Source organism: Jeotgalibacillus proteolyticus (assembly GCF_050107735.1).
GTDB classification, from domain to species: Bacteria; Bacillota; Bacilli; order Bacillales; family Jeotgalibacillaceae; genus Jeotgalibacillus; species Jeotgalibacillus proteolyticus_A.
This window is the reverse complement of the sequence record NZ_JBNILO010000009.1, coordinates 171,640-196,395: the sequence shown is the minus strand read 5'-3', so window position 1 is coordinate 196,395 and position 24,756 is coordinate 171,640. Positions and strand designations below refer to the sequence as shown.

22 protein-coding genes are annotated in these 24,756 nt (G+C 42.1%); 12 read left to right on the top strand and 10 right to left on the bottom strand.

What is annotated here, in order from left to right; all coding sequences use genetic code 11:
* Positions 1–164: 164 nt before the first annotated feature.
* A complete protein-coding gene (locus ACQCT8_RS14705; RefSeq protein ID WP_426872227.1) occupies positions 165–614 on the bottom strand; it encodes an Lrp/AsnC family transcriptional regulator in 450 nt (149 codons plus the stop codon).
* 239 nt (positions 615–853) lie between these two features.
* Here ACQCT8_RS14705 and ACQCT8_RS14700 point away from each other — a divergent pair, with 239 nt between their 5' ends.
* The 4 genes from ACQCT8_RS14700 (at position 854) to ACQCT8_RS14685 (ending at position 4,872) form a co-directional block, all read left to right on the top strand.
* On the top strand, positions 854–1,870 hold the full coding sequence (locus ACQCT8_RS14700) for a LacI family DNA-binding transcriptional regulator (RefSeq protein ID WP_426872225.1): 1,017 nt from the start codon (positions 854–856) through the stop codon (positions 1,868–1,870).
* A 69-nt stretch (positions 1,871–1,939) separates the two neighbouring features.
* Positions 1,940–3,172 (top strand): ABC transporter substrate-binding protein, encoded by a 1,233-nt coding sequence (locus ACQCT8_RS14695; RefSeq protein ID WP_426872223.1) that lies wholly within the window; start codon positions 1,940–1,942, stop codon positions 3,170–3,172.
* A gap of 15 nt (positions 3,173–3,187) precedes the next feature.
* Positions 3,188–4,051, top strand: coding sequence for a carbohydrate ABC transporter permease (locus ACQCT8_RS14690; RefSeq protein ID WP_426872221.1), 864 nt, complete (start codon positions 3,188–3,190; stop codon positions 4,049–4,051).
* Positions 4,051–4,872 (top strand): carbohydrate ABC transporter permease, encoded by an 822-nt coding sequence (locus ACQCT8_RS14685; RefSeq protein ID WP_426872219.1) that lies wholly within the window; start codon positions 4,051–4,053, stop codon positions 4,870–4,872. Before ACQCT8_RS14690 ends, ACQCT8_RS14685 begins: the two co-directional genes overlap by 1 nt.
* A gap of 200 nt (positions 4,873–5,072) precedes the next feature.
* Here ACQCT8_RS14685 and ACQCT8_RS14680 read toward each other — a convergent pair whose 3' ends face one another.
* The 3 genes from ACQCT8_RS14680 to ACQCT8_RS14670 all read right to left on the bottom strand — a co-directional run bounded on the left by ACQCT8_RS14680 (position 5,073) and on the right by ACQCT8_RS14670 (position 8,142).
* Entirely contained in the window at positions 5,073–5,237 is a 165-nt protein-coding gene (locus ACQCT8_RS14680; RefSeq protein WP_426872217.1) for a hypothetical protein, read from the bottom strand.
* A gap of 23 nt (positions 5,238–5,260) precedes the next feature.
* Positions 5,261–5,821 (bottom strand): hypothetical protein, encoded by a 561-nt coding sequence (locus tag ACQCT8_RS14675; RefSeq protein WP_426872215.1) that lies wholly within the window; start codon positions 5,819–5,821, stop codon positions 5,261–5,263.
* A gap of 83 nt (positions 5,822–5,904) precedes the next feature.
* Positions 5,905–8,142 carry a putative bifunctional diguanylate cyclase/phosphodiesterase gene (locus ACQCT8_RS14670; protein ID WP_426872213.1) on the bottom strand — a complete coding sequence of 746 codons (2,238 nt, stop codon included), beginning with the start codon at positions 8,140–8,142 and terminating at the stop codon, positions 5,905–5,907.
* Between the two features lie 235 nt (positions 8,143–8,377).
* Between ACQCT8_RS14670 and ACQCT8_RS14665 the strand changes: the two genes are divergently transcribed.
* The 3 genes from ACQCT8_RS14665 (at position 8,378) to ACQCT8_RS14655 (ending at position 10,473) form a co-directional block, all read left to right on the top strand.
* On the top strand, positions 8,378–8,872 hold the full coding sequence (locus ACQCT8_RS14665) for a hypothetical protein (RefSeq protein ID WP_426872212.1): 495 nt from the start codon (positions 8,378–8,380) through the stop codon (positions 8,870–8,872).
* A gap of 203 nt (positions 8,873–9,075) precedes the next feature.
* Complete coding sequence (locus tag ACQCT8_RS14660; RefSeq protein WP_426872209.1) at positions 9,076–9,615, top strand: DUF2179 domain-containing protein; 540 nt, start codon at positions 9,076–9,078, stop codon at positions 9,613–9,615.
* A 129-nt stretch (positions 9,616–9,744) separates the two neighbouring features.
* Entirely contained in the window at positions 9,745–10,473 is a 729-nt protein-coding gene (locus tag ACQCT8_RS14655) for a hypothetical protein (protein ID WP_426872207.1), read from the top strand.
* Between the two features lie 173 nt (positions 10,474–10,646).
* Here ACQCT8_RS14655 and ACQCT8_RS14650 read toward each other — a convergent pair whose 3' ends face one another.
* Both ACQCT8_RS14650 and ACQCT8_RS14645 read right to left on the bottom strand, forming a co-directional pair.
* On the bottom strand, positions 10,647–11,552 hold the full coding sequence (locus ACQCT8_RS14650; protein WP_426872205.1) for an HD-GYP domain-containing protein: 906 nt from the start codon (positions 11,550–11,552) through the stop codon (positions 10,647–10,649).
* Between the two features lie 94 nt (positions 11,553–11,646).
* A complete protein-coding gene (locus ACQCT8_RS14645) occupies positions 11,647–12,210 on the bottom strand; it encodes a hypothetical protein (protein ID WP_426872203.1) in 564 nt (187 codons plus the stop codon).
* A gap of 319 nt (positions 12,211–12,529) precedes the next feature.
* On the opposite strand from ACQCT8_RS14645, the gene ACQCT8_RS14640 reads away from it, so the two are divergent.
* Positions 12,530–13,963, top strand: a complete 1,434-nt coding sequence (locus ACQCT8_RS14640) for an RQC-minor-2 family DNA-binding protein (RefSeq protein ID WP_426872201.1) — start codon at positions 12,530–12,532, stop codon at positions 13,961–13,963.
* Positions 13,964–14,096: 133 nt separating this feature from the next.
* On the top strand, positions 14,097–15,080 hold the full coding sequence (guaC, locus tag ACQCT8_RS14635) for a GMP reductase (protein ID WP_426872200.1): 984 nt from the start codon (positions 14,097–14,099) through the stop codon (positions 15,078–15,080).
* A gap of 205 nt (positions 15,081–15,285) precedes the next feature.
* Here the strand turns inward: guaC and ACQCT8_RS14630 are convergent, their stop codons facing one another.
* From ACQCT8_RS14630 to ACQCT8_RS14615, 4 genes are all read right to left on the bottom strand, one after another.
* On the bottom strand, positions 15,286–16,824 hold the full coding sequence (locus tag ACQCT8_RS14630) for a malate:quinone oxidoreductase (protein WP_426872245.1): 1,539 nt from the start codon (positions 16,822–16,824) through the stop codon (positions 15,286–15,288).
* Positions 16,825–16,978: 154 nt separating this feature from the next.
* Positions 16,979–17,527: a GNAT family N-acetyltransferase gene (locus tag ACQCT8_RS14625; RefSeq protein ID WP_426872198.1), complete on the bottom strand. Its 549-nt coding sequence runs from the start codon at positions 17,525–17,527 to the stop codon at positions 16,979–16,981.
* A gap of 263 nt (positions 17,528–17,790) precedes the next feature.
* Positions 17,791–18,660: a DegV family protein gene (locus tag ACQCT8_RS14620; RefSeq protein WP_426872196.1), complete on the bottom strand. Its 870-nt coding sequence runs from the start codon at positions 18,658–18,660 to the stop codon at positions 17,791–17,793.
* A gap of 330 nt (positions 18,661–18,990) precedes the next feature.
* Positions 18,991–20,466: an aldehyde dehydrogenase family protein gene (locus ACQCT8_RS14615; RefSeq protein WP_426872194.1), complete on the bottom strand. Its 1,476-nt coding sequence runs from the start codon at positions 20,464–20,466 to the stop codon at positions 18,991–18,993.
* 258 nt (positions 20,467–20,724) lie between these two features.
* Between ACQCT8_RS14615 and ACQCT8_RS14610 the strand changes: the two genes are divergently transcribed.
* From ACQCT8_RS14610 to ACQCT8_RS14600, 3 genes are all read left to right on the top strand, one after another.
* On the top strand, positions 20,725–21,702 hold the full coding sequence (locus ACQCT8_RS14610; RefSeq protein WP_426872192.1) for a sugar ABC transporter substrate-binding protein: 978 nt from the start codon (positions 20,725–20,727) through the stop codon (positions 21,700–21,702).
* On the top strand, positions 21,699–23,141 hold the full coding sequence (locus ACQCT8_RS14605) for a sensor histidine kinase (protein ID WP_426872190.1): 1,443 nt from the start codon (positions 21,699–21,701) through the stop codon (positions 23,139–23,141). Before ACQCT8_RS14610 ends, ACQCT8_RS14605 begins: the two co-directional genes overlap by 4 nt.
* A 69-nt stretch (positions 23,142–23,210) precedes the next feature.
* On the top strand, positions 23,211–24,743 hold the full coding sequence (locus tag ACQCT8_RS14600) for a response regulator (protein ID WP_426872188.1): 1,533 nt from the start codon (positions 23,211–23,213) through the stop codon (positions 24,741–24,743).
* Positions 24,744–24,756: the final 13 nt, after the last annotated feature.

Here is a 24,756-nt window from a genome sequence, read left to right as displayed (position 1 = left end):
TGGGGTTTGCGCTTATGGCGGTGAATTTAAGAAAATTCGCCGCCATAAGTGCAAAATGACCTAGCAGCAAAACAAAATAACAGAAGAAAAAGGCATCGCACATCAAAAATGATGTGCGATGCCTTTTAAGTTATGAGTTTTAGCTAGTTATGTCCCAGCCTCTTTTAAAGTTTTAATCCGTTTCTGCTTTTGAAACGCCTTAACAAAATATGACTTTCTACTCTCGTAATTCCATCCAGAGCGTATAATTCATTATTAATAAACTTCTCCAGATCTGTAAAATCTTCTACCAGCACGTGCATGTGCAGAGTGGAAGGGCCGGTCATCTGATAGCAGCTTGCCACTCTCGGGTTATCTGCCAGAGCCTGTGCCACCTCTACCAGCGAAGATGGTTCACAATCAACTTCAAAAAAACCGGAGACTTTTTTACCGACCTTTTCACTGTTAATCACGACGGTAAAACGTTCAATAATACCATTTTCCGTAAGCTGAGAAACGCGTTCTCTTACCGCCACCCGTGAAAGATTTAATTCTTTCCCTATATCTACATATGATAATCTTCCGTTTGCAGTCAATAACTCCAAAATTTTTCGGTCTATCTCATCTATTTTCATGAATCCTCCTTTTTAGGGCTAGTTTCCTTATCATTATACGTTGTCTTCTGCCACTTTGGAATAAAAATCAGTGTTTTTTAGATCATTTCGAAATATGAAATAAAAATAGCTGCACACATCATAACAATACCATATTTTAATAATTGATCTTTTAGTGTCTTCTTACCCTTCCTCTGGTTGACAAATTTTCTGACAAATGATTAAATAACGAAAACGTTTACGTTACAGGAGAGATGCCTTTGAATCGATTGAATCGGCCAACAATAAAAGATGTGGCGAGAGAAGCAAATGTCTCCATCGCTACTGTTTCAAGAATATTAAATAATGGAGACGGCTATTCTCAAAAGACGAAACAGCATGTGTTGCAAACAATTGAAAAACTTGGCTATTCTCCTAATGCCATGGCACGCGGGCTGATTAACAAGGAGAGCAACACGATCGGTGTTTTGTTTCCTGATGTTTCCGGATTAATCAGTGCAGAGCTGCTGCAGGGCATTGAAGAAGCTGCTCATCTGAGGGGATTCAGTGTCATCGTCTGCAAAACAGATTCAGATGGACATAAAACACTCGATATTCTGCGGCTGCTTCAGGAAAAACAGGTAGAGGGCATTATTTTTACAAGTCAGCTGCTGACAAAGGAATTTGCGGCCTTTATTGAAAAGATGGCTGTACCGGTTATCACAGTATCTTCCTATTCTGAAGAAAAAGCTATTCCTTCTGTAAGAGTGGATGATGAATTGGCCTCCTATGATGCGGTCCGCTACTTGTTGAAACATAACCACACTGAAATCGGCATGATCAGCGGTCCACCAACAGATCTTCTCGCTGGCGCCCCCCGGATTCGCGGATACAAACGGGCGATTACGGAAGCCGGACTCCCTTGGGTTGAAACAAAGGTAGCCTGGGACAGCGGATTTTATTTTGAACATGGGCAGATGGCTTTTAACAAGCTGTTTGATCGCCACCCTCAGCTTACAGCTATTTTTGCCGCAAGTGACGAGCTCGCTGTAAGCGCTATCTCATGTGCACATGAACGGGGTATTCAGGTTCCAGATGAACTTTCTGTTATTGGGTACGATGGAACAAAACTCGCAAGAATGTCTCTTCCTGCCTTGACTGTGATTTCTCAAGGGTTTGAGGCTATGGGAAAAGAAGCAGCCGATTTGTTATTCCAATCAATTGAAAGCGGAAACATAAGTCCGGGTGCTACGGTTCAACATACATTGATTGAAAGAAAATCGGTACGAAAGAAATAATTTTTATTTGTCTATTTACGTAAACGTTTACTCCTCTTAAAACCATGAGTAGAAAGGAGAATTTGGGATATGAAGGTTTCCTTTACCCCTATTATAATAGGAGCTGCTTCTTTGCTCTTCCTACCAGCATGCAGCAACGAAGCGGCAGAGGATGGCACAGTCGAGTTGGAGCTTTTCTCCAACAAGACGGAGAACATTGCTACATATGAGAAATTAATCGAGAAATTTGAAGAGGAACACGAAGGCATTCGCATTAATTTGTATGCCCCGCCTGATGCGGAAACGTTACTGCGGACAAGGCTCGTTAAAGATGATATGCCAGACATCGTGACAATCGCCGGGAGTGCACTTTACGGTGAACTGACTGACGCAGGCATGCTGGTAGATTATGATGACAGCCCGATGCTTGAGAATATTCAGCCCGCTTATCTGGACATGCTGAAAGAGCTTGAAGGCAAAGAAGCGGAGGGCCTTCATGGCGTTCCATTTGCCGCCAATGCCAATACAGTTATTTACAATAAAGAAAAGCTTGATGAACTGGGGCTGGAGGTTCCAACCACATGGGATGAATTTATCACTGCGCTGCAAACGGCAGAGGATGCAGGAGAAATACCGATTTATTACACTCTTCAGGATGCCTGGACAGCCATGCCTGCCTGGAATTCTATTGCAGGGGTCCTTCAGCCTGATCAATTTGCTGAACGTAAAACAAACGGCGAAGTAAGCTTCGAAGAAACCCACGTGGAAATGGCTGAAAAAATGAAGGAATTACTGGAATACGGTCATGAGCGGATGTACGGGATTGGTTATAATGACGGAAATCGGGAATTTGCTCAAGGAAATGGTGTGTTTTATTTCCAAGGAAACTGGGCGGTTCCAGAAATTTTGACAACCAACCCTGATGCTGATCTCGGCGTTTTTGCGATGCCTGTCAGCAATAATCCGGAAGAAAATAAGTTGGTTTCAGGGGTCGATGTCCTTTTCGCTACGATGAAAGAAACGGAGCACCCGGAAGAAGCCGAGGAATTTATCTCCTTCATGCTTGAAGAAGCTCAATCAGAGCAGTACATGTCAGAACAGGCAGCCTTCTCTGTGCTCGAAGGAGTCCTTTCGGATGATCCATACATGGAAGGCATCCGGCCGAAATTTGAAAATGGAGAGATTACAAGCTTCCCCGATCATTTTTATCCGCCCGGCATGGGTGCTGAAAATATGATCCAGGAATTTTTATACCGGGGAGACGTTCAGGCATTTCTTGAGCGGCTGGACCGTGAATGGGATCAAATTCAACTTCGGTTTTAGAAAGGGGCTTCAATGATGAAAACAAAACAACGTGCATTTATGCTTATGACCATTCCGGCAGTGGTGCTGTTCTTCTTATTTCACACATTCCCGCTCCTTCAGGGTGTCTTTTACAGCTTTACGAACTGGCGGGGCTATGGCGACTGGGAATTTGTCGGCTTCTCTAATTATCTGAACGTATTTCAGGATATGCGCGCATGGAGTGCGTATGGATTTACCTTTCAATTTGCCATTGTTTCTACGATTCTAGTAAACATTTTCAGCTTAATCGTGGCACTTGGACTAAATGCAAATGTAAAATTCCAGAAAACATTGCGGGCCATTTATTTTATGCCAAACATCCTGAGCATATTAATTGTCGGGTTTATCTTTCAGTTTATTTTCACGCTGTTTTTGCCGCAGCTTGCAGGGCTGATTGGGATAGATGCACTGTCTGAAAATATATTGGGGAACCCGGATTATGCCTGGATTGGCGTTGTGATTATGGCGGTCTGGCAAGCGGTCGCTTTTAATACCATTTTATATCTTGCCGGATTGCAAACGGTACCGGGTGATGTGTACGAAGCCGCTGCCATTGATGGAGCAAATCCGTGGAAACGGTTCTGGAAAATTACGTTTCCGATGATTGCACCTTTTTTTACGATTAATATGGTCTTAGCATTAAAAACCTTCTTAATGGTGTTTGACCACATCATCGCATTAACAGGAGGCGGTCCCGGATACGCCACTGAATCCATTTCGGTTCTAATCTACAGCGGAGGCTTTGAGGGCGGTCAATTTGGCTATCAATCTGCTAATGCTGTCATTTACTTTGTTGTCATTGTCGCGCTTTCTGTCTTTCAATTGCGCGTTCTGCAGAAACGGGAGGTGCAGCAGTAATGAAACGAAACAAAACAAACTGGCTGGTAACGTCCCTGCTGATTATAGGTACGCTGCTTATCCTATTTCCTCTTTACTTAACGATCAATATTGCTTTAAAGACACCAGAAGAGATGGGAGAACCACTTTTATCGCTGCCTAATGAATGGCGCTTTCAAAACTTTCTGGATGCCATTGAATTAACAAATTTTTATAGCGCCTTTTTTAACAGTTTTATCGTGACATTTTTTGTGGTTGTTTTAACCGTTCTAACCAATTCTCTTGTATCTTATGCAATTGCACGAAATATGCACAAAGGTTTTTATAAAGCATTGTTTTACTATTTTGTCAGCGCTATGTTCGTTCCATTTCCTATCATTATGCTGCCGCTTGTTCGTCAGACAGCTGTATGGAATATGGATAATCTAATCGGGCTGATTTTTCTCTATATCGTCTTTCAGCTGTCCTTTAATGTCTTTATCTATGTGGGCTATATCAAGTCCATTCCAATTGAACTTGAAGAAGCGGCAGTCATGGACGGCGGGAATTCCTGGAGTATATTCTGGAAAGTCATCTTCCCACTGCTTTCACCAATGAATGCAACCGTTGCAATTTTAACGGCGTTGTATGCATGGAATGACTTTTTGCTGCCACTCGTGATTTTGACGGATCCGGCAGATGCCACACTGCCTTTGACGCAGTACATTTTCCAGTCTGAATTCAGTACGAATTACAATCTTGCATTTGCTTCTTATCTGCTTGCCATGCTGCCGATGATCATTGTGTATATTGTCGCTCAGCGATGGATTATTGGGAATGTTACGAGAGGAGCCGTTAAATAATTCACCGGCTCATCCTTATGAAATGGGAAGACCAATTCAAAAGAGCTTGAGACAAAGCGTGTCTCAAGCTCTTTGACCGGTCTGCTTCGCTTAAGGCGGACGCTTTACGGGGGCTTGAGCCTCTCCAGGCCCTTGCCCTGTATAGTCTCAAGCAACTGTCAAGTCCTGCAGGGAGTCGCCACCTTCCGCTCCGTTCTCCTCTATATGGGTGCTTTAAGCTGATGTTTAACCGCAAATTTTTCTGCTGCTTCCTTTTGTATGTCCACAAGCGCAACTACCTCTGCATCCTTCCTCTGAAGTGCATATGAAGCCCACGTCCCGGCCATTCCACCGCACCCTGCTATCACGATCTTATGCTTTCTCATGTTCAACCCCCATCCCCTAAAACCTATTCTCTTACTTCAATCCTAAACGTATGGTATTTTCTGCTGCTTCCTTCGATATGTAGCTTGACCTTCCCTGTTTCTTCAAATGCATAAGGAGTTGATCGATAAATTTCCTTTATACCATTTTTTCGTTTTGCTGCACGATAGTCGTCACCGCTGATTTTCTCAAAGCCTGGCTCCCATACAACTTCTCTTCCTGAAGGATACGTAATTAAAACCTGTGGATCTTGTAGCTGAAGTGAATCCCAGGAAACTAAATGAACCTCTGTTTCTTCATTTTCTCTGATTAATTTAGTTGAATAATAGCCTTTCTCCCCAATATCTCCAAAGACCGTATAGCTCTTACCCTCAACCATAATATCCAGAAACGGAGGCTGATAAGTTACTTCAAAATAAATACCATACGATAGAAAAGCAACTGCTGCTGTGGAGAGAACAATCATCACTTTTTTTAAGCCACCCGGCTCAAAGCTGTTCATCATTTCAGAATACGGGGCAAACTTTGCTGCAGCAGCAAGCGTCGCAATGATTCCAACAAGCAATATTCCTAAAAAGATATACAAAAAAGCATCCCCCTTTTCTATATCCTTATTTTAACATATATGGTTAGGGGAACATGTGATTAAAAAATGAAAAAACCCCATATTTAAATGAGGCTGGCTTTTGCTATAAACATTTTTTCAAATTCATTTGGATAGAGAGGCTTAGAATAGAGAAACCCCTGACCGATTTTACAGTCAAAATTCATAAGAAGCTTTCTCTGACTTTCTGTTTCGATTCCTTCTGCCACCACGTTTAAATCCAAATGATGCCCCAGATCAATAATCATTTTCACCATTGAGCGCTGATCAGCCTGCTCCATCTCATCGATAAACGACTTATCAATTTTGATGGTGTCGATCGGGAGCTTCTGCAGAATATGCAGGGAGGAATAGCCCGTTCCAAAGTCGTCAATCGCCGTTTGAACTCCCAGTCTTTTTAATGCATGGAGGATCTTTAGACTGTGCGATATGTTTTGCATAATGCTTTCTGTAATTTCAAGCTCCAAATAGGAGGGATCAAGCTTTGATTCATTTAATATGTTCTGCACAGTATCCAGAAAGTCATCTTGCTGCAGCTGCAGGACGGATACATTTACAGAAATCGGCTGAGTGAACTGGCCAGTATCCTGCCACCTTTTATTCTGCACACAAGCCTCCATTAAAACCCACTCGCCGATTGAGATCATTTGACCGGTTTCTTCCGCTATAGGAATGAATTCTGCTGGAGAGACCGAGCCAAGCTCAGGGTGCTCCCACCTCAGCAATGCTTCGACACCGGTAATTTGCCCGTTTACAAGATGGAACTTCGGCTGATAAACAAGAGAGAATTGATTTTGTGATATTGCTCGTCTTAATTCGTTTTCAATGGCGAGTTTCCTCGCAAGGGTTTCATCAAGCTGCTGATTGTAAAAGCGGAAACTGTTTTTCCCGTTTTCTTTTGCTACGTACATGGCTGCATCCGCAGTTTTTAACAACTCTTCATCGTTTCTTCCATTCCCGGGGAAAAGACTGATTCCGATGCTTGGTGTTAAATTAATTGTATAACCCTCCACATCAAAAGGCAGCTGGAATGTATCCAGAATTGCTTGAGACAGTTTTGCACTTGTTTCCTCCGAAGCATCCGGGTGAATAATCACAAATTCATCCCCTCCGAGACGGTAGACTTCTCCCCGCCCTCCAATAGTAGATCGGATGCGGTCCGCCGTTTCCATCAAAATCCGGTCTCCGATTTGATGTCCCAATGTGTCATTTACCACTTTAAACCGGTCCAGATCAATTAACAGCACACTAAGTGACTGAATAGCTGTCCGGTTCAGCAGCTTTTTTAAACTTTCCTGAAAACGAACACGGTTCTTTAAACCCGTCAATGGATCGTGATAAGCCAGATACCTGTATTCCTTCATCAAAGTATTGTTTTTACTGATAATAATCAGCTGCCGGCCTATTGTCATCACAAAGGTAAACCATAATCCAATTGTCAGTGCATTAAAATTCCATTCATAGCTGTGCATGACAAGAGGAGCCAGGATAAGCATGCTGGAATAAGGGAAAATAAATTCTTTTTCTTCGAATGGATTTTTTATATTTAAGGCTGTTGAGACGAGGACACTTTTTTTATGATAGCCTGCAAATCCTATAAACAATATGGCAATGACCCATAACACATCAACAGGATGACCTTCATAATATGACCCTGAAGAGGATAAATAAGCATAGAATGAATCTGCGATAATCTGGAGGAAAAATCCGATGACCAGAAACAGCAGCATATCCTTTTCCTTACTTGATTTCATTAAATAATACATAATAGTAATAAGAAAAATAATGCTTAAATTCAGGACCGGATAAATCAGCATAAAAATCGTAACAATTAACGAATCGTTGGTTAATTGAAGGACAGGAGTAACTAAATAATGGATACTCACGGCAGCTGACGTAATCATATAGATGACTATATTGAACAGATACGCCTGAGCTGAGTAAGAGGTGCTCATTTTTCTTGTCTTCACAATCAAAGCAGACAGAAAGAACGAGTAGGCAGCAATCCATAGCACATCCGTCAAATTAATGATCAGCGTCTCTTTTCCAGTCACCTGATAGAAAAACCAAATCGCATTAGATAGTGTATAGAGCAGCATCCCTGCACTTAACAAAAACCAAAACTTCTTTAATGCAGGACCAGATGAGCGGTGGGCCTGAGCAAGCCAAATAAAGCTTAGCAAGGAAGCGGAGAACTGAAGAAAGCTCGAAGCGGGAAAGCTTTCCCATGCATAGCTCCCCCCAAAAAAGAGACTGATATGTATAACCAATATAAATAATGATAAACGACCGAACTTCAGCATGTAGACCCTCCTGCTGCCTTACAAATTAACTATCTAAGTATCTTTTTACCGATACGGGTTTTATTTCCTATAAATTAACTAGTAACTAGTTCTATTATACTCTTATTTTACATATTTAGTAGGTATTATTTGTTATACCCTTTTGAATTCACCTCTGTCCAATCACTACCACATCTTCTTGAACATAAAGTACATACATAGAAACAAAAAGTTAAAACGAAATCGGGGAGATTATATGGTCAATTTTCAATCTTTTGAGGGGATAGTTTTGTCGGTGAGTGAATTTTATACCGGACAAAATGCAGAACAAGAGGGCTGCTATAAACAACTTGAAGTCGTGGACCGTTCAGGAGCCACTGTAAATTTTATTGTCTCTCCCACAACATTTTTTCTTGACCAGGAAATCGTATCAAAAGGCGATTGGATCACTGGCTTTTATGACGCCAACGCACCTGTTCCCTTAATCTATCCACCCCGTTATCAGGCTCTGATTATCGTCAAACACACTTCTTACCAGCAAGTAAAAGCAGACTACTTTGACAGCGGACTTGTAAGCAGTGACGGGCAATTAAAACTAAACCTGACCCCTTACACCCCTGTTTTACTGACAAACGGCCAGCCCTTTCTGCGATCGCCGGCGAACCGGAATTTGCTCGTTGTTTACAGCTTCTCTACAAAAAGCATTCCGGCGCAGACTACACCTGAAAAAGTCATTGTGTGGTGTTCCTGAAGTGATGATAGCCTTTAAAGCCTAATTCCTTCAAAGCTTCTCCTGCTGCTAAACCGCTGGTTCATTTTAGACTTCGGCTAACTGTGGTTCAACTTCTTTTTAACCGGAAAATTCATTATTATTTCAGTAAGATTGGTATTGCTTGCCTGCCTAAACCTCCACCTGTTACACTTAACGGAACGTTTTAGGAAGTAGGTGAGAAAATGATCAGTGCCCTCATCATTTTCGTTGCCCAGTTGATCTTTGTTCCGGTACTGACTCTCCGGACCATCATGATGGTTAAGGGAATGAAAGAAAAAGCTGCCGCCCTTGGAACCCTGGAAGGCATCATTTATGTGATGGCTCTCGGTCTCGTATTCAGTGACCTGGCCAATTATCTTAATATGGCTGCCTATGCATTAGGATTTGGGGTCGGAGTTTATATAGGTCAGATTCTCGAACAAAAGCTGGCAATTGGATTTGTCTCGATTGAAGTGAATATTACAAGTAAAAACGAAGAACTGATCACAAACCTGCGCAGTGACGGGTTCAGTGTTTCTACTTCGGAAGTAGAGGGAATGAACGAAGCCCGCAGATATAGACTCGATTGTACAGCAAGACGGGATCGAGAGCAGGAATTTATACGGATTGTCAGTAAATATGAACCAAGCGCCTTTATCGTTTCCTATGAACCTCGTAATTTTAAAGGCGGTTATATTACGAAAGCCATGAGGAAAAATAAAAAGAATAAGCCCGCTCAGTGATCAAAAATGTCTGCATCCAGCACTTCACGTGGATCAGACATTTTTTCGTGTTTAAACAAGGTTTCCTTTAAGCCTGAATAGGGATGTTAGAAAATAGATAGACGGTTCTTTGCTGAAAGGAGGAATACCATGTTTTTCTGGCTCAGTTTACTGTTTGCCATCGGCTTTTCACTCATCCATTACAGTTCAAAATATTTGGATTTTATAAGGGACAAACCCCAGAGCCGCGTACTGTCCTTTGCAGGCGGCATCGCAGTTTCCTACGTTTTTATTCATCTTCTTCCAGAATTAAACCACTATCAGCACCAATTGGAGGAAACGCTTCAGGAAGATTCCTTAAGATTTGTAGAAAATCATATTTATTTGATTGCGATGATCGGACTTGCAGCATTTTACGGACTGGAGCGAATTGTGAAAACCTCTAAAAGAATGGCGACTGATACAGGAGAGTCCTCGTCGGGTGTATTTTGGATTCATATTTCATCGTTTTTTATTTACAATGCAGTCATCGGCTACCTGTTGATTCGGGAGGAATATCAGGGAGCATGGGAAATGTTTTTTTATTTTATCGCCCTCAGCATTCACTTCATTACAAATGACCGTGCTCTCCGCAGTGATCATCAGCATGTTTATGACCGCTACGGACGCCTTTTGTTATCATTCGCCACACTCCTCGGCTGGGGAATTGGAGCTTTATTTGAGGTGCATGAATTCATCATCTCCATTTTAGTTGCCTTTTTAGCAGGTGGAATCGTGCTGAATGTGTTAAAAGAAGAGCTGCCTGAAGAAAAAGAAAGCAGCTTTGCAGCATTCAGCCTCGGACTCTTTTCCTATAGTGTCCTGCTGTTAGTCATTTAAAAAGAACGTAAAAAAGCACCCAGCCTTCAAAAGGCAGGGTGCTTCCCGAAATTTGCGGCGTCCAAGTCACGCTCCACAACGTGTTCCTAAAAGGAGTACTTGTGCGTCTTATGCAAACAAGCTCATCGCGTTCTTAACAATAATCGATTTTACCGGACGTGTCAAGGAGCGTCTTAAATCCGTTTTTCTTCTTTAAGAATTTCTTCAAACGCTGAAACCACATCCGGGTCATAAAACTCAGGAGTCATTTTTCTTATTTCATCTATCGCATATTCAGCTGAGAATGCTTTTCGGTACGCACGGTCTTCTGTCATTGCATCAAACGTATCACAAACTGCTATGATTCTCGCAGCAAGCAAAATTTCATCCCCTTTTAACCCATGAGGATACCCGCTTCCATTTAGCCGTTCGTGGTGCTGCTCGATGATGGGAGAAAGATGCTGATATTTGGTTTTAGCAACCATTTCTGCTCCATCACCTGGATGTTTCTTTATAATATCAAACTCTTCATTCGTTAGTTTCCCTGGTTTATTTAAAATGGCTTCCGGTATATTAATTTTACCAATGTCATGAAGTTCAGCCGCCAAATGGAGATGATAAAGATCATCTTTAGATAGATTCAATTTCCTTCCCACCCTTATAGAAGAAAGAGTCACTCTCTCACTGTGCAAAGACGTATAGCGGTCTTTTTTCTCGACTTGCTTAATTACGTCTCGCAGGGAATTGGTTTCCTGGCTAACCTGATGGAAGATCGGTTCAGTGATGACCCATAGGTATGTTACATTTGTTAGCGCTTTAAACAGGACTGGCCCTTTTAAAGCTTTTGCAGAAAAATAATCTCCTGCATAAAGTATTTGTTTTTCTATGTCTTCTTCCACACTAATCTCACCAGATAAAATATATATAAATTCCATGACATCTTTATTATCGCTTGGATACAAATAAAAAAGCTTATCTTGAAAGATAGTTTCAGTCATGACTTCAATACCGCCACCCTGAAGCAAAAGGCTTATGGAAGAGGCGTTCATATCTACTTTTTCTACATACGTACCCTTTTTATAGATCTTAAGACCCTCCATATGTACCACCTCTAATGAATTAGATATAAAAAAAGAGTTCATACTGAACTCTTCTTTATTCTAACGTATAACAATCATTTTATACAAGATGAAATTAGTGACCAACGATCCGGATTGGATCAATCCAAACCATACGATCAGCAAAGCGAACCAGCTTCCAGCTGCATTCTGCTTCGACACCCATCTCTTTTACTAGTGCAATAGTATCAGTAGACATTTTAAGCGTTTCATTAAACACGTCATCAATTACTACGTCAAGCTCATGGTTGTATTTCTCTTCAAGAGTGATGTATAAGGTACTGAAATTATCCCGCTCAGTCTGAATTTTTTCGTCAAATTTAGCTCTTTCTTCTGCCGCTTTTTTATCATCTGCGAGCTCCCCAAGCTTCTCGGCTTTTTCTTCTTCAAGCTCTTCTACCTTACGCTGTTCTTCCTCTTTTTTGCTTTCCAGCTCCGATAAATAGGCTGATTGAAGGCCGTCTGCTTTTTCAACCGCTGCGTCAATCTTTTCATCAATTTCCACATTGGTCTTTTCAATGAGTTCAAGAGCCTTTTCATAGTCATCATTCTGTGCTGCGGACGCGTCTGTTGCACCAAAAGCAAAAAATACAATTAAAGCTGAGAAAAACATCGTAAATACAAGTTTACATTTGTTCATTTCTTCATTCCTCCTTTAATTTTTGTTAAAACTTTAATAAAAAGGGTCTTTTGAACGCTTTGAGTAACTGGAAGAGTAAATCCTTAGACCCCTGTCCCTCCCCTAAATATGTATATTGATAGTATACAAGCCTATAAAGAATTTATCTACGTCTATCGTGTAATATTGTGTACTTTTTTGTTTAATTTTGTATTATTGGAATATCTTATGGATATGTTTCATCATCCCGCTTGGCTTTACATTTCAATTAAGTTAGATATTAGAAATGAAGCGGTCCTGGACCGTATAATGGAGGTACTACAATCAGGGAGTGTTCTATATGAATTCAAATCAGCTTGGTTATCAGCCAGAAGCTCACCCTTCCCTCTATTTGGTTCCGGTCGGCAGAAAACATCCGAGTATCCGCTCTATCGGCCGGAAAGAAGAACGGGCGGTATTAACGCGTCTTCAGCAAATACTCTCGATAGAACTCGATCGTCTTTCTATACATGATCAGCAATTATTACGCGATTTTGTCGATCTTCCTTCTTTCCAGCTGCCTGTTCCAGTCTGCAAACAGCAGAGTCTATGTCCCTCCCTTTTGAAGCCTGAGATGTTTCTTTGGAAAATACACGCACCCACACGCGGCCTTCCGCTGAATGAAGAATTTTTTTATAAAACACCTTATCATTCGCTATCCACCCGGGAGCTTACCATGCATCTGCATGAGGTCATTCGGGACTATCTGTTTTGCGCCAGGGTTCAAAAGCTTAATCAGGATGAATGGCTTGAACGGATTCAACAAGCGTACAGGGAGCACCCATTCATTGTTCTTGCAAAATCTAAACAAAATGTTGTCAGGGCGGTTGAAAAGATGAATCGGTCTTCTTTGCTTGGTCTGCTTAATTACCCTGAGGATCTAGCTTACTGGCGGCATCGCGTTGAAATTGTGATGCGGCCGTATCGGAGCATTCCTCCAGAGTGGCAATACGAAATATGCGCTCATGATAAAGACTTCAGCCTCGACTATTCGACTGAGTCAATTCGTGTCACCTGCAGAGAATGCTCTTACAGTGTCTTATATTTTCCCTTTACAAATCAGCTGCAGCTGCCGGATGAAGTAAAAATCGAGCAGGCAGTCAAGAGGATCGCCACCATTGAAAGACAGTTTGATCAAATGGCTTTACAAAGCTTGAAGACCGTATCTTCTCTGAACAAACTGCGCAGCTTAAAAAAACAGCTCTCTCCGTATGAACCCCTTTTTGAAAAATTGATGTCACTAAAGGAAAAGCTCGGTGAAACAAATGAGGTGCATCCTGCTTTAAGCTTGTACGAAGAACTGAAAAAGACGGAGCTGCCGGAGGATAAAATTACCCCGGATCTCATTAGTTTGGAAAAGGTAAGCATTCCCGATGCTGCTGTCTTAAAACGTGCGGAAAAGTGGCAGTCGATTAACATTGATTCTTTAGAGACTGATCTTGCAGGACTTTACAGCGTTCTGCTCATGAAAGAACAAGCTCTGCAGCCACAGCCGCATGATGTTCTATTTCAGGTAAAAGATTACTGTCTCACACGTGCAGAACTTGAAAAAATTAAAGCCTGCCTTGAAGAAACTGAGCTCACGCTGTCTTTTCACCTCCTTGTTCAAACACTGCTGGGAGAAGCAACAAACAAAATCCGACGGTTAGGGCTTCATGAAACAGAAATTTTCGGCATGCTGTCGCAGTGGCCTAGAAAATATATTACTGAGGCAGTAAAGGCGCAAAGGATATAGCAATAGGATGATCAACATGCAATTAGGATGGCTGAAATGCTTTGACATCTTTCAAAAAATACTGTAAATTACAGTATGTACGAACAATTTTAAATTAAGATATAAATATTATTCGCTTTTAGGAGTGTTAACTATGGATAATGTATTTGATTATGAAGATATTCAATTAATTCCCGCAAAATGCGTGGTTGAGAGCCGTTCAGAGTGTGATACATCCATTACATTCGGCAAGCATACATTCAAGCTGCCTGTTGTACCTGCAAATATGCAAACAATTATTGATGAAAAGATTGCCATCTACCTCGCTGAAAACCAGTATTTTTACATTATGCACCGGTTTGAGCCCGAGACCCGCACAGCATTTATAAAGAGTATGAAGGCTAAAGATCTTATTTCCTCAATCAGTGTAGGAGTAAAAAAAGAGGAATACGGCTTTATTGAGCAGCTGGCTCAGGAAAATCTTATACCAGATTACATTACGATTGATATCGCGCATGGCCACTCGAATGCCGTGATTAATATGATTCGTCATATCAAAGCATATTTGCCGGAGAGCTTCGTGATTGCCGGCAATGTCGGCACCCCTGAAGCAGTCCGCGAACTGGAGCATGCCGGCGCCGATGCAACAAAGGTAGGAATCGGACCAGGGAAAGTCTGCATCACGAAAATCAAAACCGGCTTCGGTACAGGAGGCTGGCAACTGGCAGCACTTCGCTGGTGTGCGAAAGCTGCAAGCAAACCGATTATCGCAGACGGCGGGATCCGTACTCACGGAGACATCGCCAAATCTGTCCGCTTTGGTGCCTCCATGGTCATGATCGGCTCGCTTTTTGCAGGCCACGAAGAATCACCTGGTGTGACCACAGAGCAGGACGGCAAGCTGTTCAAGGAATACTTCGGCTCCGCCTCTGAGTTTCAAAAAGGCGAAAAGAAAAACGTAGAAGGCAAAAAAATGTTCGTCGAGCATAAAGGCGCCCTCCAGGATACCCTGACAGAAATGGAACAGGACCTTCAATCTTCCATCTCCTACGCAGGCGGAGACAAACTCGAGGCGATCCGCACGGTTGATTATGTCATTGTAAAGAAATCAATTTTTAATGGTGATAAGGTGTATTGAAATGAGTAAATCTAAAGCTGTTCCGGCCAGTGCCGCGGGCAGCTTTTTTAATGGTATTTCTTACAGTCTGGAAACGCATCTATTGTTTCGTTTTTTTACTTTAAATCGCTTCAAGCATTGTCCCAAAAATAAAAACTGCCCGACACCAGTAATTGGAGTCGAGCCGCTTTACACAATATCATATAATTCAATAAGATCTTCTACATCAAACGGTAGTTTCAGCAATCTCTCCCTCAAGCTTTAGTGAACGAGCAGTTGCATGCTGGATTTCACGAATTAATTCAGGACGTTCAAGCAATGATTCCCCGTACGATGGAATCATTTCTTTTATTTTAGGCTCCCACTCTTTCATTTGATTCGGGAAGCACCGTTTTAACACCTCAAGCATGACCGTAACCGAAGTTGATGCACCCGGTGAAGCCCCGAGTAAGGCAGCAATCGATCCGTCAGCTGAACTGATGACCTCTGTGCCAAATTGAAGCGTACCTTTTCCTGTATCGGTATCCTTTATGACCTGTACGCGCTGACCTGCTGTAACCAGCTCCCAGTCTTCGCTCTTTGCATTCGGGACAAACTCCCGCAGCGCTTCCATGCGTTGTTCCTTCGAAAGCATGACTTCATTAATCAGATACTTGGTGAGAGACATATTTTTCACACCGGCAGCTGCCATTGTGACCAGATTATTTGGTTTAACAGACGTAACTAAATCCATGTTCGATCCTGTTTTCAGAAACTTAGGTGAGAATCCGGCATATGGGCCAAAAAATAAGGATGCCTTATTGTCTATGAATCGCGTATCAAGATGCGGAACCGACATTGGCGGTGCGCCAACGGGTGCCTTACCGTAAACCTTAGCATGGTGCTGTTCCACGATTTCCGGTTTTGTACACACTAAAAATAGTCCGCTTACCGGGAAGCCGCCAATTGACTTTCCTTCCGGGATTCCTGATTTTTGAAGCAGATGCAGACTTCCTCCACCCGCTCCAATAAAAACGAATTTAGCCTTATGATATTCAAGCCGCTCATTCTCCAGATCCTGAATCTTTAATTCCCATGATCCATCCTCAGTCCGTTTCATTTCATCAACCTGATGCTGATAATGTACATCCACATCTTCGTTTTCCAAATGAGTAATCAGCTTTCGTGTCAGTGCACCAAAATTCACATCTGTTCCGGAATCGATTTTGGTTGCGGCTATCGGCTCACTCACGGTGCGGCCTTCCATGATTAACGGAATCCATTCTTTCAGCTTTTCGGGGTCCTCAGAAAATTCCATTCCTTCGAATAATGGGTTAACTGAAAGCGCTTTATATCGATTGTTTAAAAAAGTGACATTCTTTTCCCCTTGAACCAGGCTCATATGTGGTAGTGAGCGAATAAATTCGTGGGGGTTTCGCAGTCTCTCACTCTCAACGAGATAGGACCAGAACTGCTTTGAAACCTGATAGTCTTCATTCACTTTTATTGCTTTGCTTATATCGATGGAGCCATCCGGCAGTTCATTTGTATAGTTTAATTCACACAAAGACGAATGACCTGTACCTGCATTATTCCATTCGTTTGAGCTTTCTTCTCCAGCGCCTCCCAAGCGTTCAAACACCTTAATCTTCCAATCCGGTGCGACCTCTTTCAGCAGAGATGCAAGCGTGGCGCTCATAATGCCAGCACCAATTAAAATAACATCTGTCTGATTTTCTCTGTTGCTCATATTAACCGTCCTTCGCGTATAAGATAGTAAAAAAATGCATTTCAGCTTTTGCCGCGCTATCTTCCTGTATAATCAAAATATTCTATACACTAGTGTATCACTATGATTAATTTATTTCCAAATTTAATTTGTGATAACAAACAATGTCCATATAATACAGAAAATTTTTTATGTGAAGGATGAAAATAGATCACCATTCTCTTTTTAACAAGGAGAATGCATAATGGTCGTAGTATTTCCCTCTAAATAAATGTTTATCTCTGTAAATCCCTTCTTGCTTAAATCCAAGGTTTTCTAAGAGTTTTATAGAGTTTACATTTTCCAGCGCTATGAATGCGTTAATTCGATTCAGACCCATATTGGAAAATCCACTTTCAATGGCACTGACTAATGCTTCTTTCATGTATCCCTGCCCCCAGTGTTCATGCCATAAATCATACCCAATCTCCGCTATATTGTTTGTGTTATCCCAGCTGTCATAGCCGCATGTACCAATTGGACGACTGGAGTTTTTAGCAATTAAAACCCACCGATTCCACCCTTTTTCTTCAGGTTCAGCATTCCATTCAACAAATTCCACCGCGTCATTTCTACTCACAAATAACTCCTCATCATAGAGAAATTCGCATACTTTTTCGTTGCTGAACAATTGATAGATAAAATCAATATCTTCTTTCCTTACATTTCTGAAGGTGAGTCTCTCTGTTTCCAAATCGGGAAAACTTTTAACGCTCAACATTGAGCACCCTTTCAATACCAATTTGTTTGAGCCTGATCTCTCTACATATTTTATCATGGAAGTCAGAGAGACTTATCCCATACAAAATGATTTAAGTTCTGTTTTTCATGAATTCCAGCAAATATAGGTAACGTTACTGCCTACCCTCCAGCGCAGATTAATTTAATAGCAAGGCAAGGAAAAGTGAAGTGAGACTCCTTATTCTTTACCACACAAAAAGCTGCCCCTTTTCGAAAGGACAGCACTGCACTTTAAGATCATTTTCAGGAGTTCTTTTCCATAAAAAACATTGAAATCGCACCAAGTCCGACGTGTGTACCCACTGAAACACCCATTTGCATGATGTGAATGTCCCCTGTAAAATCCGTTTCTTTCTGAACTTTTGTTTTAAGCGTTTCGGCTACTGTTTTATCAGAGGTGTAGCCAATGATAATGAACTCTGTTAAATCTTCGTCGTTCCTTCTGATAAATTCCTGCACATAATGCTTTAACACCCTTTTTCTTCCCCTTTCTTTTGACACGATGGCTATTTTTCCATCCTTCATGGTCATAACGGGTTTAAGCATAAGGAATTTCCCTATAACAGCGCTTGCATTTGAGATGCGTCCGCTTTTGATTAAATGGTTTAAATCATCTACTGAAAGAAAATGCTTAACTCTGGTTTTATGGCTTTCAATAAACGCTACAATTTCATCGAAGGTGGCCCCTTTTTCTCTCATCAATGCACTTTTGATCAGCAGCCACCCGCTCCCATGACTCATGCATTTAGAATCTACGATGTGAACTCTGACAGGTGAATCCGGTGTTTCTTCAAAATAATAATCTTTTCCAAGCACAGCGGACTGATACGAACCGCTCGTACCGCTCGACATACTAATACATAAAACGTCTGTGTGCCCTTCTTTAGCTGCTTCCTTAATCATCTCTGCAAATTGGGATGGACTTGGTGTTCCGGTGGTCGGAAATTCAGAAAGATGCTCAAGCTTTTCATAAAATTCATTCGGTTTGATTTCTACTCGGTCTTTATAGATTTTATCCTCTATGTTTATCGTCAATGAAGCAAGGGTTATTTTGTATTGCTCGAGCACTTCATTTGATAGATCGCATGTGGAATCTGCCATTAATTTAATCATTTTACCCTCCAGGAAAGTTCCGTGTAACATAAGTATAGCGGACTTGATATCTATTAAGATCTTATTATTCGCACTATTTAATGAAGTCTTTTCCTGTCAAATCAGTATGTTTCACGTGAAACATTGTCTTAAATGATAGAAAAAGAGCTTGGGACAAAAGTGTCTCAAGCTCTTTGACCGGTTCGCTGCGCTTCAGGCGGACGATTTCCGCAGGGACGGGGGCTTAAGCCTTTACAGACCATTGGCCTGCAAAGAATCGGTTTGCCGACATACCCTGCTGGAGTGCCCACCTTCCGCTTCGCTCTCCTCTTATTATTACTAAATACTTCTTCAATCTTTCAGTTGGTTGATAAATGGTCCGTAGTCACGCGGAGTATGCTGAACAGACAGCCATTTTAAGGTTGTGAATTCTTCCAGTACCCACTCTCCATTAAAGCGTCCGAGGCCGGAATCTTTTTCTCCGCCAAACGGCATATGGGCTTCATCATTGACGGATTGATCATTCACATGAATCATTCCAGTATGAATTTTGTGAGCGAATGATGTACCGCGTTCAATATTGGATGAATGAACCGATCCGCTTAAACCATAGGAATAATTATTCACCATTTCAACCGCTTCTTCCTCACTGTCAAACGGGATCAGTACCGCAACAGGACCGAATATTTCATTTTCAGCGATTGGCATTTTATTTGTTACACCGGTTAAAACAGTCGGCTCCAGAACATTGCCATCAGCTTGTCCGCCAAGCTGTATTTTTGCTCCCTGCTCCACACTTGCTTTCACATCTTTTAGGATGCGGTCCACCTGGTCTTTGTTAATTAATGGCCCTACATTCGTGGTTTTGTCGGCAGGATTGCCGTACTTAAGATTTTTAGCAAGGGCAGTAAATCGTTCAGCGAATTTCTCATAAATGTCCTTATGAACAAAAATCCGGTTCAGGGACATACAAATTTGACCCTGGTGATAGAACTTGCCAAAGAGAGCAGATTCAACAGCCTGTTCAATATCTGCATCCTCAAGTACCACAAGGGCATTATTGCCGCCTAATTCCAGTGCTGTTTTCTTCAGGCTCCGGCCTGCAAGTTCCCCGATATGTCTGCCTACTTCTGTAGAACCAGTGAAGGAAATTAAACGCGGTGCAGGGTGCGTAACAATTTCGTCCCCAATTTCAGATCCTCTTCCCACTACTACATTCAGCAGTCCTTTTGGAAGACCGGCTGCTTCAAAGATACTTGCGAAAATCAGACCGCCCGTTACCGGTGTATCAGTGGCCGGTTTTAAGACAACTCCATTCCCTGTTGCAAGAGCCGGTGCAATTGAGCGAACCGCCAGATGGAACGGAAAATTCCACGGAGATATAATCCCGATTACGCCAAGCGGATTCCGGTATACACGATTTTCTTTACCCGGTGTTTGAGAGGGCATGATTTTCCCTTCCATGTGGTAAGGATACCCCGCTGCTTCTTTTACAATGTTAATGGAAGCCTGGAATTCAACACTTGCTTTCATCACAGTGCTGCCAGCCTCTTTCACCAGCCAGTCAATAATGAGTTCTTTATTGTCCTCCATAACGGCAACGGCTTTTTCCAATACCGCCCGTTTATTTTGCGGAAGCTCTGCCGCCCATTTTTCCTGTGCTCGAGTAGCTGCCTCATACGCCTCGTCTAAATCTTCCTTCGTGGCTGATTGAATCGTGACAAGCTCTTCGCCGTTGAAGGGGTTCTCATTCTTCATTGATTTATCGCTGCTGCCTTTTCTCCATTCTCCATCTATATACATTCGTGAAAAATCTGTTTTTAGCATATATAAAACGCTCCTTTTTAGTAAAATACAACTCTTGCGAAATCAGCATACCCGGATCATTTTCACCTAATATGCCTAAAATCGTTTTGCTCTTCTGTCGTCCTCATAATCTAAAATACCCTTTTCGAAAAACCTCAAACGTTCATGCGAACATTGGAAAATTTCCTATAATCTATCTATTTAACACACGTATACGCTTAGACGGTTGTTTGATATAATTTACAGAATATTAATTCATTTCAAAGGGGTTTCTCGCCTATGAGAAAATTTGCTTTACTGAGCGTGTTGACGGTTGGGGGATTTTTGTTTTATTTTACGTTTCAGGCTGCTGCTGCCGTTTTTTATACGGACTGGGATCTTCCTGCTAAGTCCACTCAATCCGCAGAAATGCCGAGGGTCGTTCTCATCATGAATGAAATGGATCATCCTTTTTGGATAGATGTAGCGGAAGGAGCGCGCACGAAGGCTCAAGAAGCTGGGATTGACCTCGACATTAGCGGCATTTATGGGACAAATAAAGATGATTTTTTGAGGAAAATGGAAATCGCTATTTACTCAAAGGTTGATGGGATTATTGTGCAGGGGCTTGATGATGAAAAATTCAAGGAACTCGCGAAGCTCAAGGCTGCCTCCTATGGCATACCCGTCATTACTGTAGCGCATGATGTTCCAAAAGAAGAAAGCCTTAGAAAGACATACGTAGGCTCCAATCAATTCTCAGCCGGACAGCAGCTCGCAAAGCAAGTAATTGAAGATATGGGGACAGAAGGTGAAGTCGTTTTGATGATCGACAGTGAGCAGGAATACTTCCAGCGTCAGCGTTTTGATGGCATAGAGGATTATTTAACTGCCCAATCAGACATCCAGATTATTGAAGCCAAGCTGGGCACTGAAAACGCCGCCGGCATCTCTTCCATTGGTGATCTGCTGAATCATTATCCGGATGCACAGGCCTATATTGCGGTGAACGCTGCGTATACACAGGATTTAGTAAACGAAATTGAAACAAGAAGAAATGTGGAACCCTACTACCTCTACACATTTGATGAGGAACGAGAAGCATATGCGCTGCTGGAAAATGGAAAAATCGATGGCATTATCGAGCAGTCTCCTCACGATATAGGCAGCGTCAGCGTTGAACGAATGAAGGAATGGCTGGATCAAAAGGACGTTCCATTAGCCATTGATGGGTACTACACAGCAACCAGAATTTTAAAGGACGCGAAAGATCGATGAAGCATTTACAGAAAAAAATCTGGCTGCTGGCTATCGTCGTATTGATTATTATGGTCGTAATCTGGATCTCTCTCACCTACTACAACCAGAAAATGCAGGATCAGTACAATCAGATTCTGGAAAGATACCTTGTCATAAATGAGCTGCATATGGTAAGTCAGGAGCTGGTTGCTGCGTTAAATGCGTACGTTCTGGAACCTAGTGAGCCAAATGAGCGAATGATTGAGCGCAATAAAAACAGAATGGGAGAATTGTCCGGGCAGGTCACAAAGTATGAAAACCTGGAGAACGAATCAGAATTAGCCAATTACATGAATCTGACAGTAAGTTTAGTCGAGATGACGGAGCGTGCTGTGAATTTTCAGGCTTCAGGTGAAACGGAACCGGCCAAAGCAGCCCTGAATGAAGCGGTTCATATTTCAGACTATGTATCCGAAATGAGATTATCTGTTATTGATAAAGAAATGAATACGTATGACATCGTGTACAGAGAGATGATCGACCGATCGAAAAAGTTGACAGAGCTTGGCATGTGGCTTCTTGTTTCGATCATTTTACTGCTGCTGTTTTTCACGTACTGGTTTTCGCTCAGAATTACAAAACCGCTCGAAAAACTGACGCAGTCTGCCAGACAATTATCCAAAGGGCAGTTTGATGTAAAAATAGAAGCGGATGCAAAAGACGAAACCGCTATCTTAGCCGCAACGTTTGAACAGATGCGGATGAATCTGAATACGTTGTTTAATGAAACGAAGCAAAAGGCTAAATTAGAAACGGAGCTGCAAAAAAGCAAGTACCTGTTAAAGGAAAGCCAGCTGCTTAGTCTGCAGAGCCAAATAAATCCGCATTTTCTTTTTAACACGCTGAATACATTATCCAAAAAAGCGTATATGGACGGGTCAGCGGAAACAAGTGATCTGCTGGTCAGTATAGCCGATTTGCTGCGCTACAATTTAAAGCATATGGATAAACCAACCGTCCTGCGGGAAGAAGTATACGTCCTACAGCAATATATTCATATTCAAAAAGCCCGTTATACAGACCGTCTGAGATTTAGTAGTGAAATAGATGAAGCATGCCTGAACCTTTCTATTCCAGGTCTAACCCTGCAGCCTATTGTTGAAAACGCTATCATTCATGCAGTTGAACCAAGTGAAAATGGGGGCACCATCTGGTTCAGAATAAAAGATGATTACGACAAGGTCATTATTGAAGTGGAAGATGATGGTCCCGGCATAACCGGCCAGAAAATCAAAGAAGTGTTGGAAGGCAAACATGTAGACAGTGAAAAAAGCACGGGAATTGGCTTTAAAAATGTTGTTCAGCGATTAAGGCTGTTTAACGGCAGTGAACACGTGGTTCAGATCCACAGCACGTTAGGACAGGGCACAAAGGTCACTCTGTATCTTTTAAAAGCGGATGTCGCCCTGGCTGAGTAAACAAAATTCTCTTGCGTGGATGTTTCATTCATACGCAGCTAAAATGCCAGCAGAAGAGGAGAAAAATGTATGGTCAATGTACTCATCGTAGACGATGAACAAACAGAACGGGATGGGCTTGAGCTCATATTGACAAGACACTTTGACAATCTGGTCATCCGTCAGGCACGCAATGGCAGATTAGCGATCGAAATGACAGCTCAACAAAAGCCTGATCTTGTATTTATGGATATTCAGATGCCGGGAATCTCCGGCCTTGAAGCGATTAAACAGCTTCACAGCCTCCACTCTTCTGTAAAGTTCATTCTGGTTACAGCTTTTGCAACCTTTGAATATGCCCAGCAGGCCCTGTCGCTTGGTGTACAAGCTTATATTGTAAAGCCCAGCAAAATAGCAGAAATCGTGAAAACCGTAGAAGGCGTACTCCACCAGATTAAGATGGAACAGCAACACACCGAAGAAAGCAAAAAAGATCAGGACACACTGGAAAAAGCCATGGCAGTATTTGAAACCGATGTGGTGACGCAGCTGTTATTTGATCATGTACATGAAGTACATTTAAATCAGCTGGTAGATTTACTGGATATCCCGATGGCAGACGAAACATTTGTGATGAGCCTGCTGCTCCCTCCTGACGCTGCAGAAATGTATCCAGCAGTGAAAGAGGTTGTGAGAAAAACAGGCAGCGGCTGGACGGGTGCGTCAAACGGACGCCAGGTACCCATTATTGTGTTCCGAAATGGGAAAAATTCATTTCGGCATCAGGCCATTACGCTCGCGAACAAAATTCTTACGTTAAGAGACAGCAGGAAAACAGCTTGGTTTATCGGAATCGGGAATGTGTATGGACCGACCGGGAAAATAAAGCAGTCGTATCAGGAATCACTTCTTGCGACCAGAAATTTTCAACAGCCGGTTCACTATCAGTTTTATACAGACCTGCCAGCCCTCACACTGGATCTGTCCTCCCCTTCCTACAAGACATATGAACAAACATTTTACGAACACCTCCGTCATCAGCAATGGGACCCGCTGATCGCAGAGATAAAAACGATAACAGAAGGGCTTGAAAGAAAAAATAAACCCGCTATTCAAGCACAAAAACAGCTCGCTGAACTTCTATGGCTGATTTCTTCCATCCTTTCAGATATGGGAATTCCGGTTGAACTGCCTGTCTACCCCTCGCAGACCGCGGGATATAAGCAGCTTCGTGAAGAAACGGCGAATATGCTTGAACGTATGAAATATGCACAGGAGGATCACAGTCAACAAGCGGATGGGGATAGTATTGAACAAATCAAACACTATATTATCGACCATGCCCATGAAGATTTATCACTTGAGATTATTTCTAAGGAAGCCGGCCTGAGTCCAATCTATGTCAGCAAGCTGTTTAAAGAGAAACTCGGCATCAACTATATCAGTTTTTTAACGGAGTGCAGGCTTGAAAAAGCGAAAAAGCTAATGAGAGATCCAGAGAAAAGCATGAAAGAAATATCCATTGAAATTGGCTACCATGATCCGAATTATTTCAGCAAGGTTTTTAAAAAAGCGTTTCATACATCCCCTACCGATTACCGGAAGAAAACGTTTAGTTTATAACGAAGGGAACGCA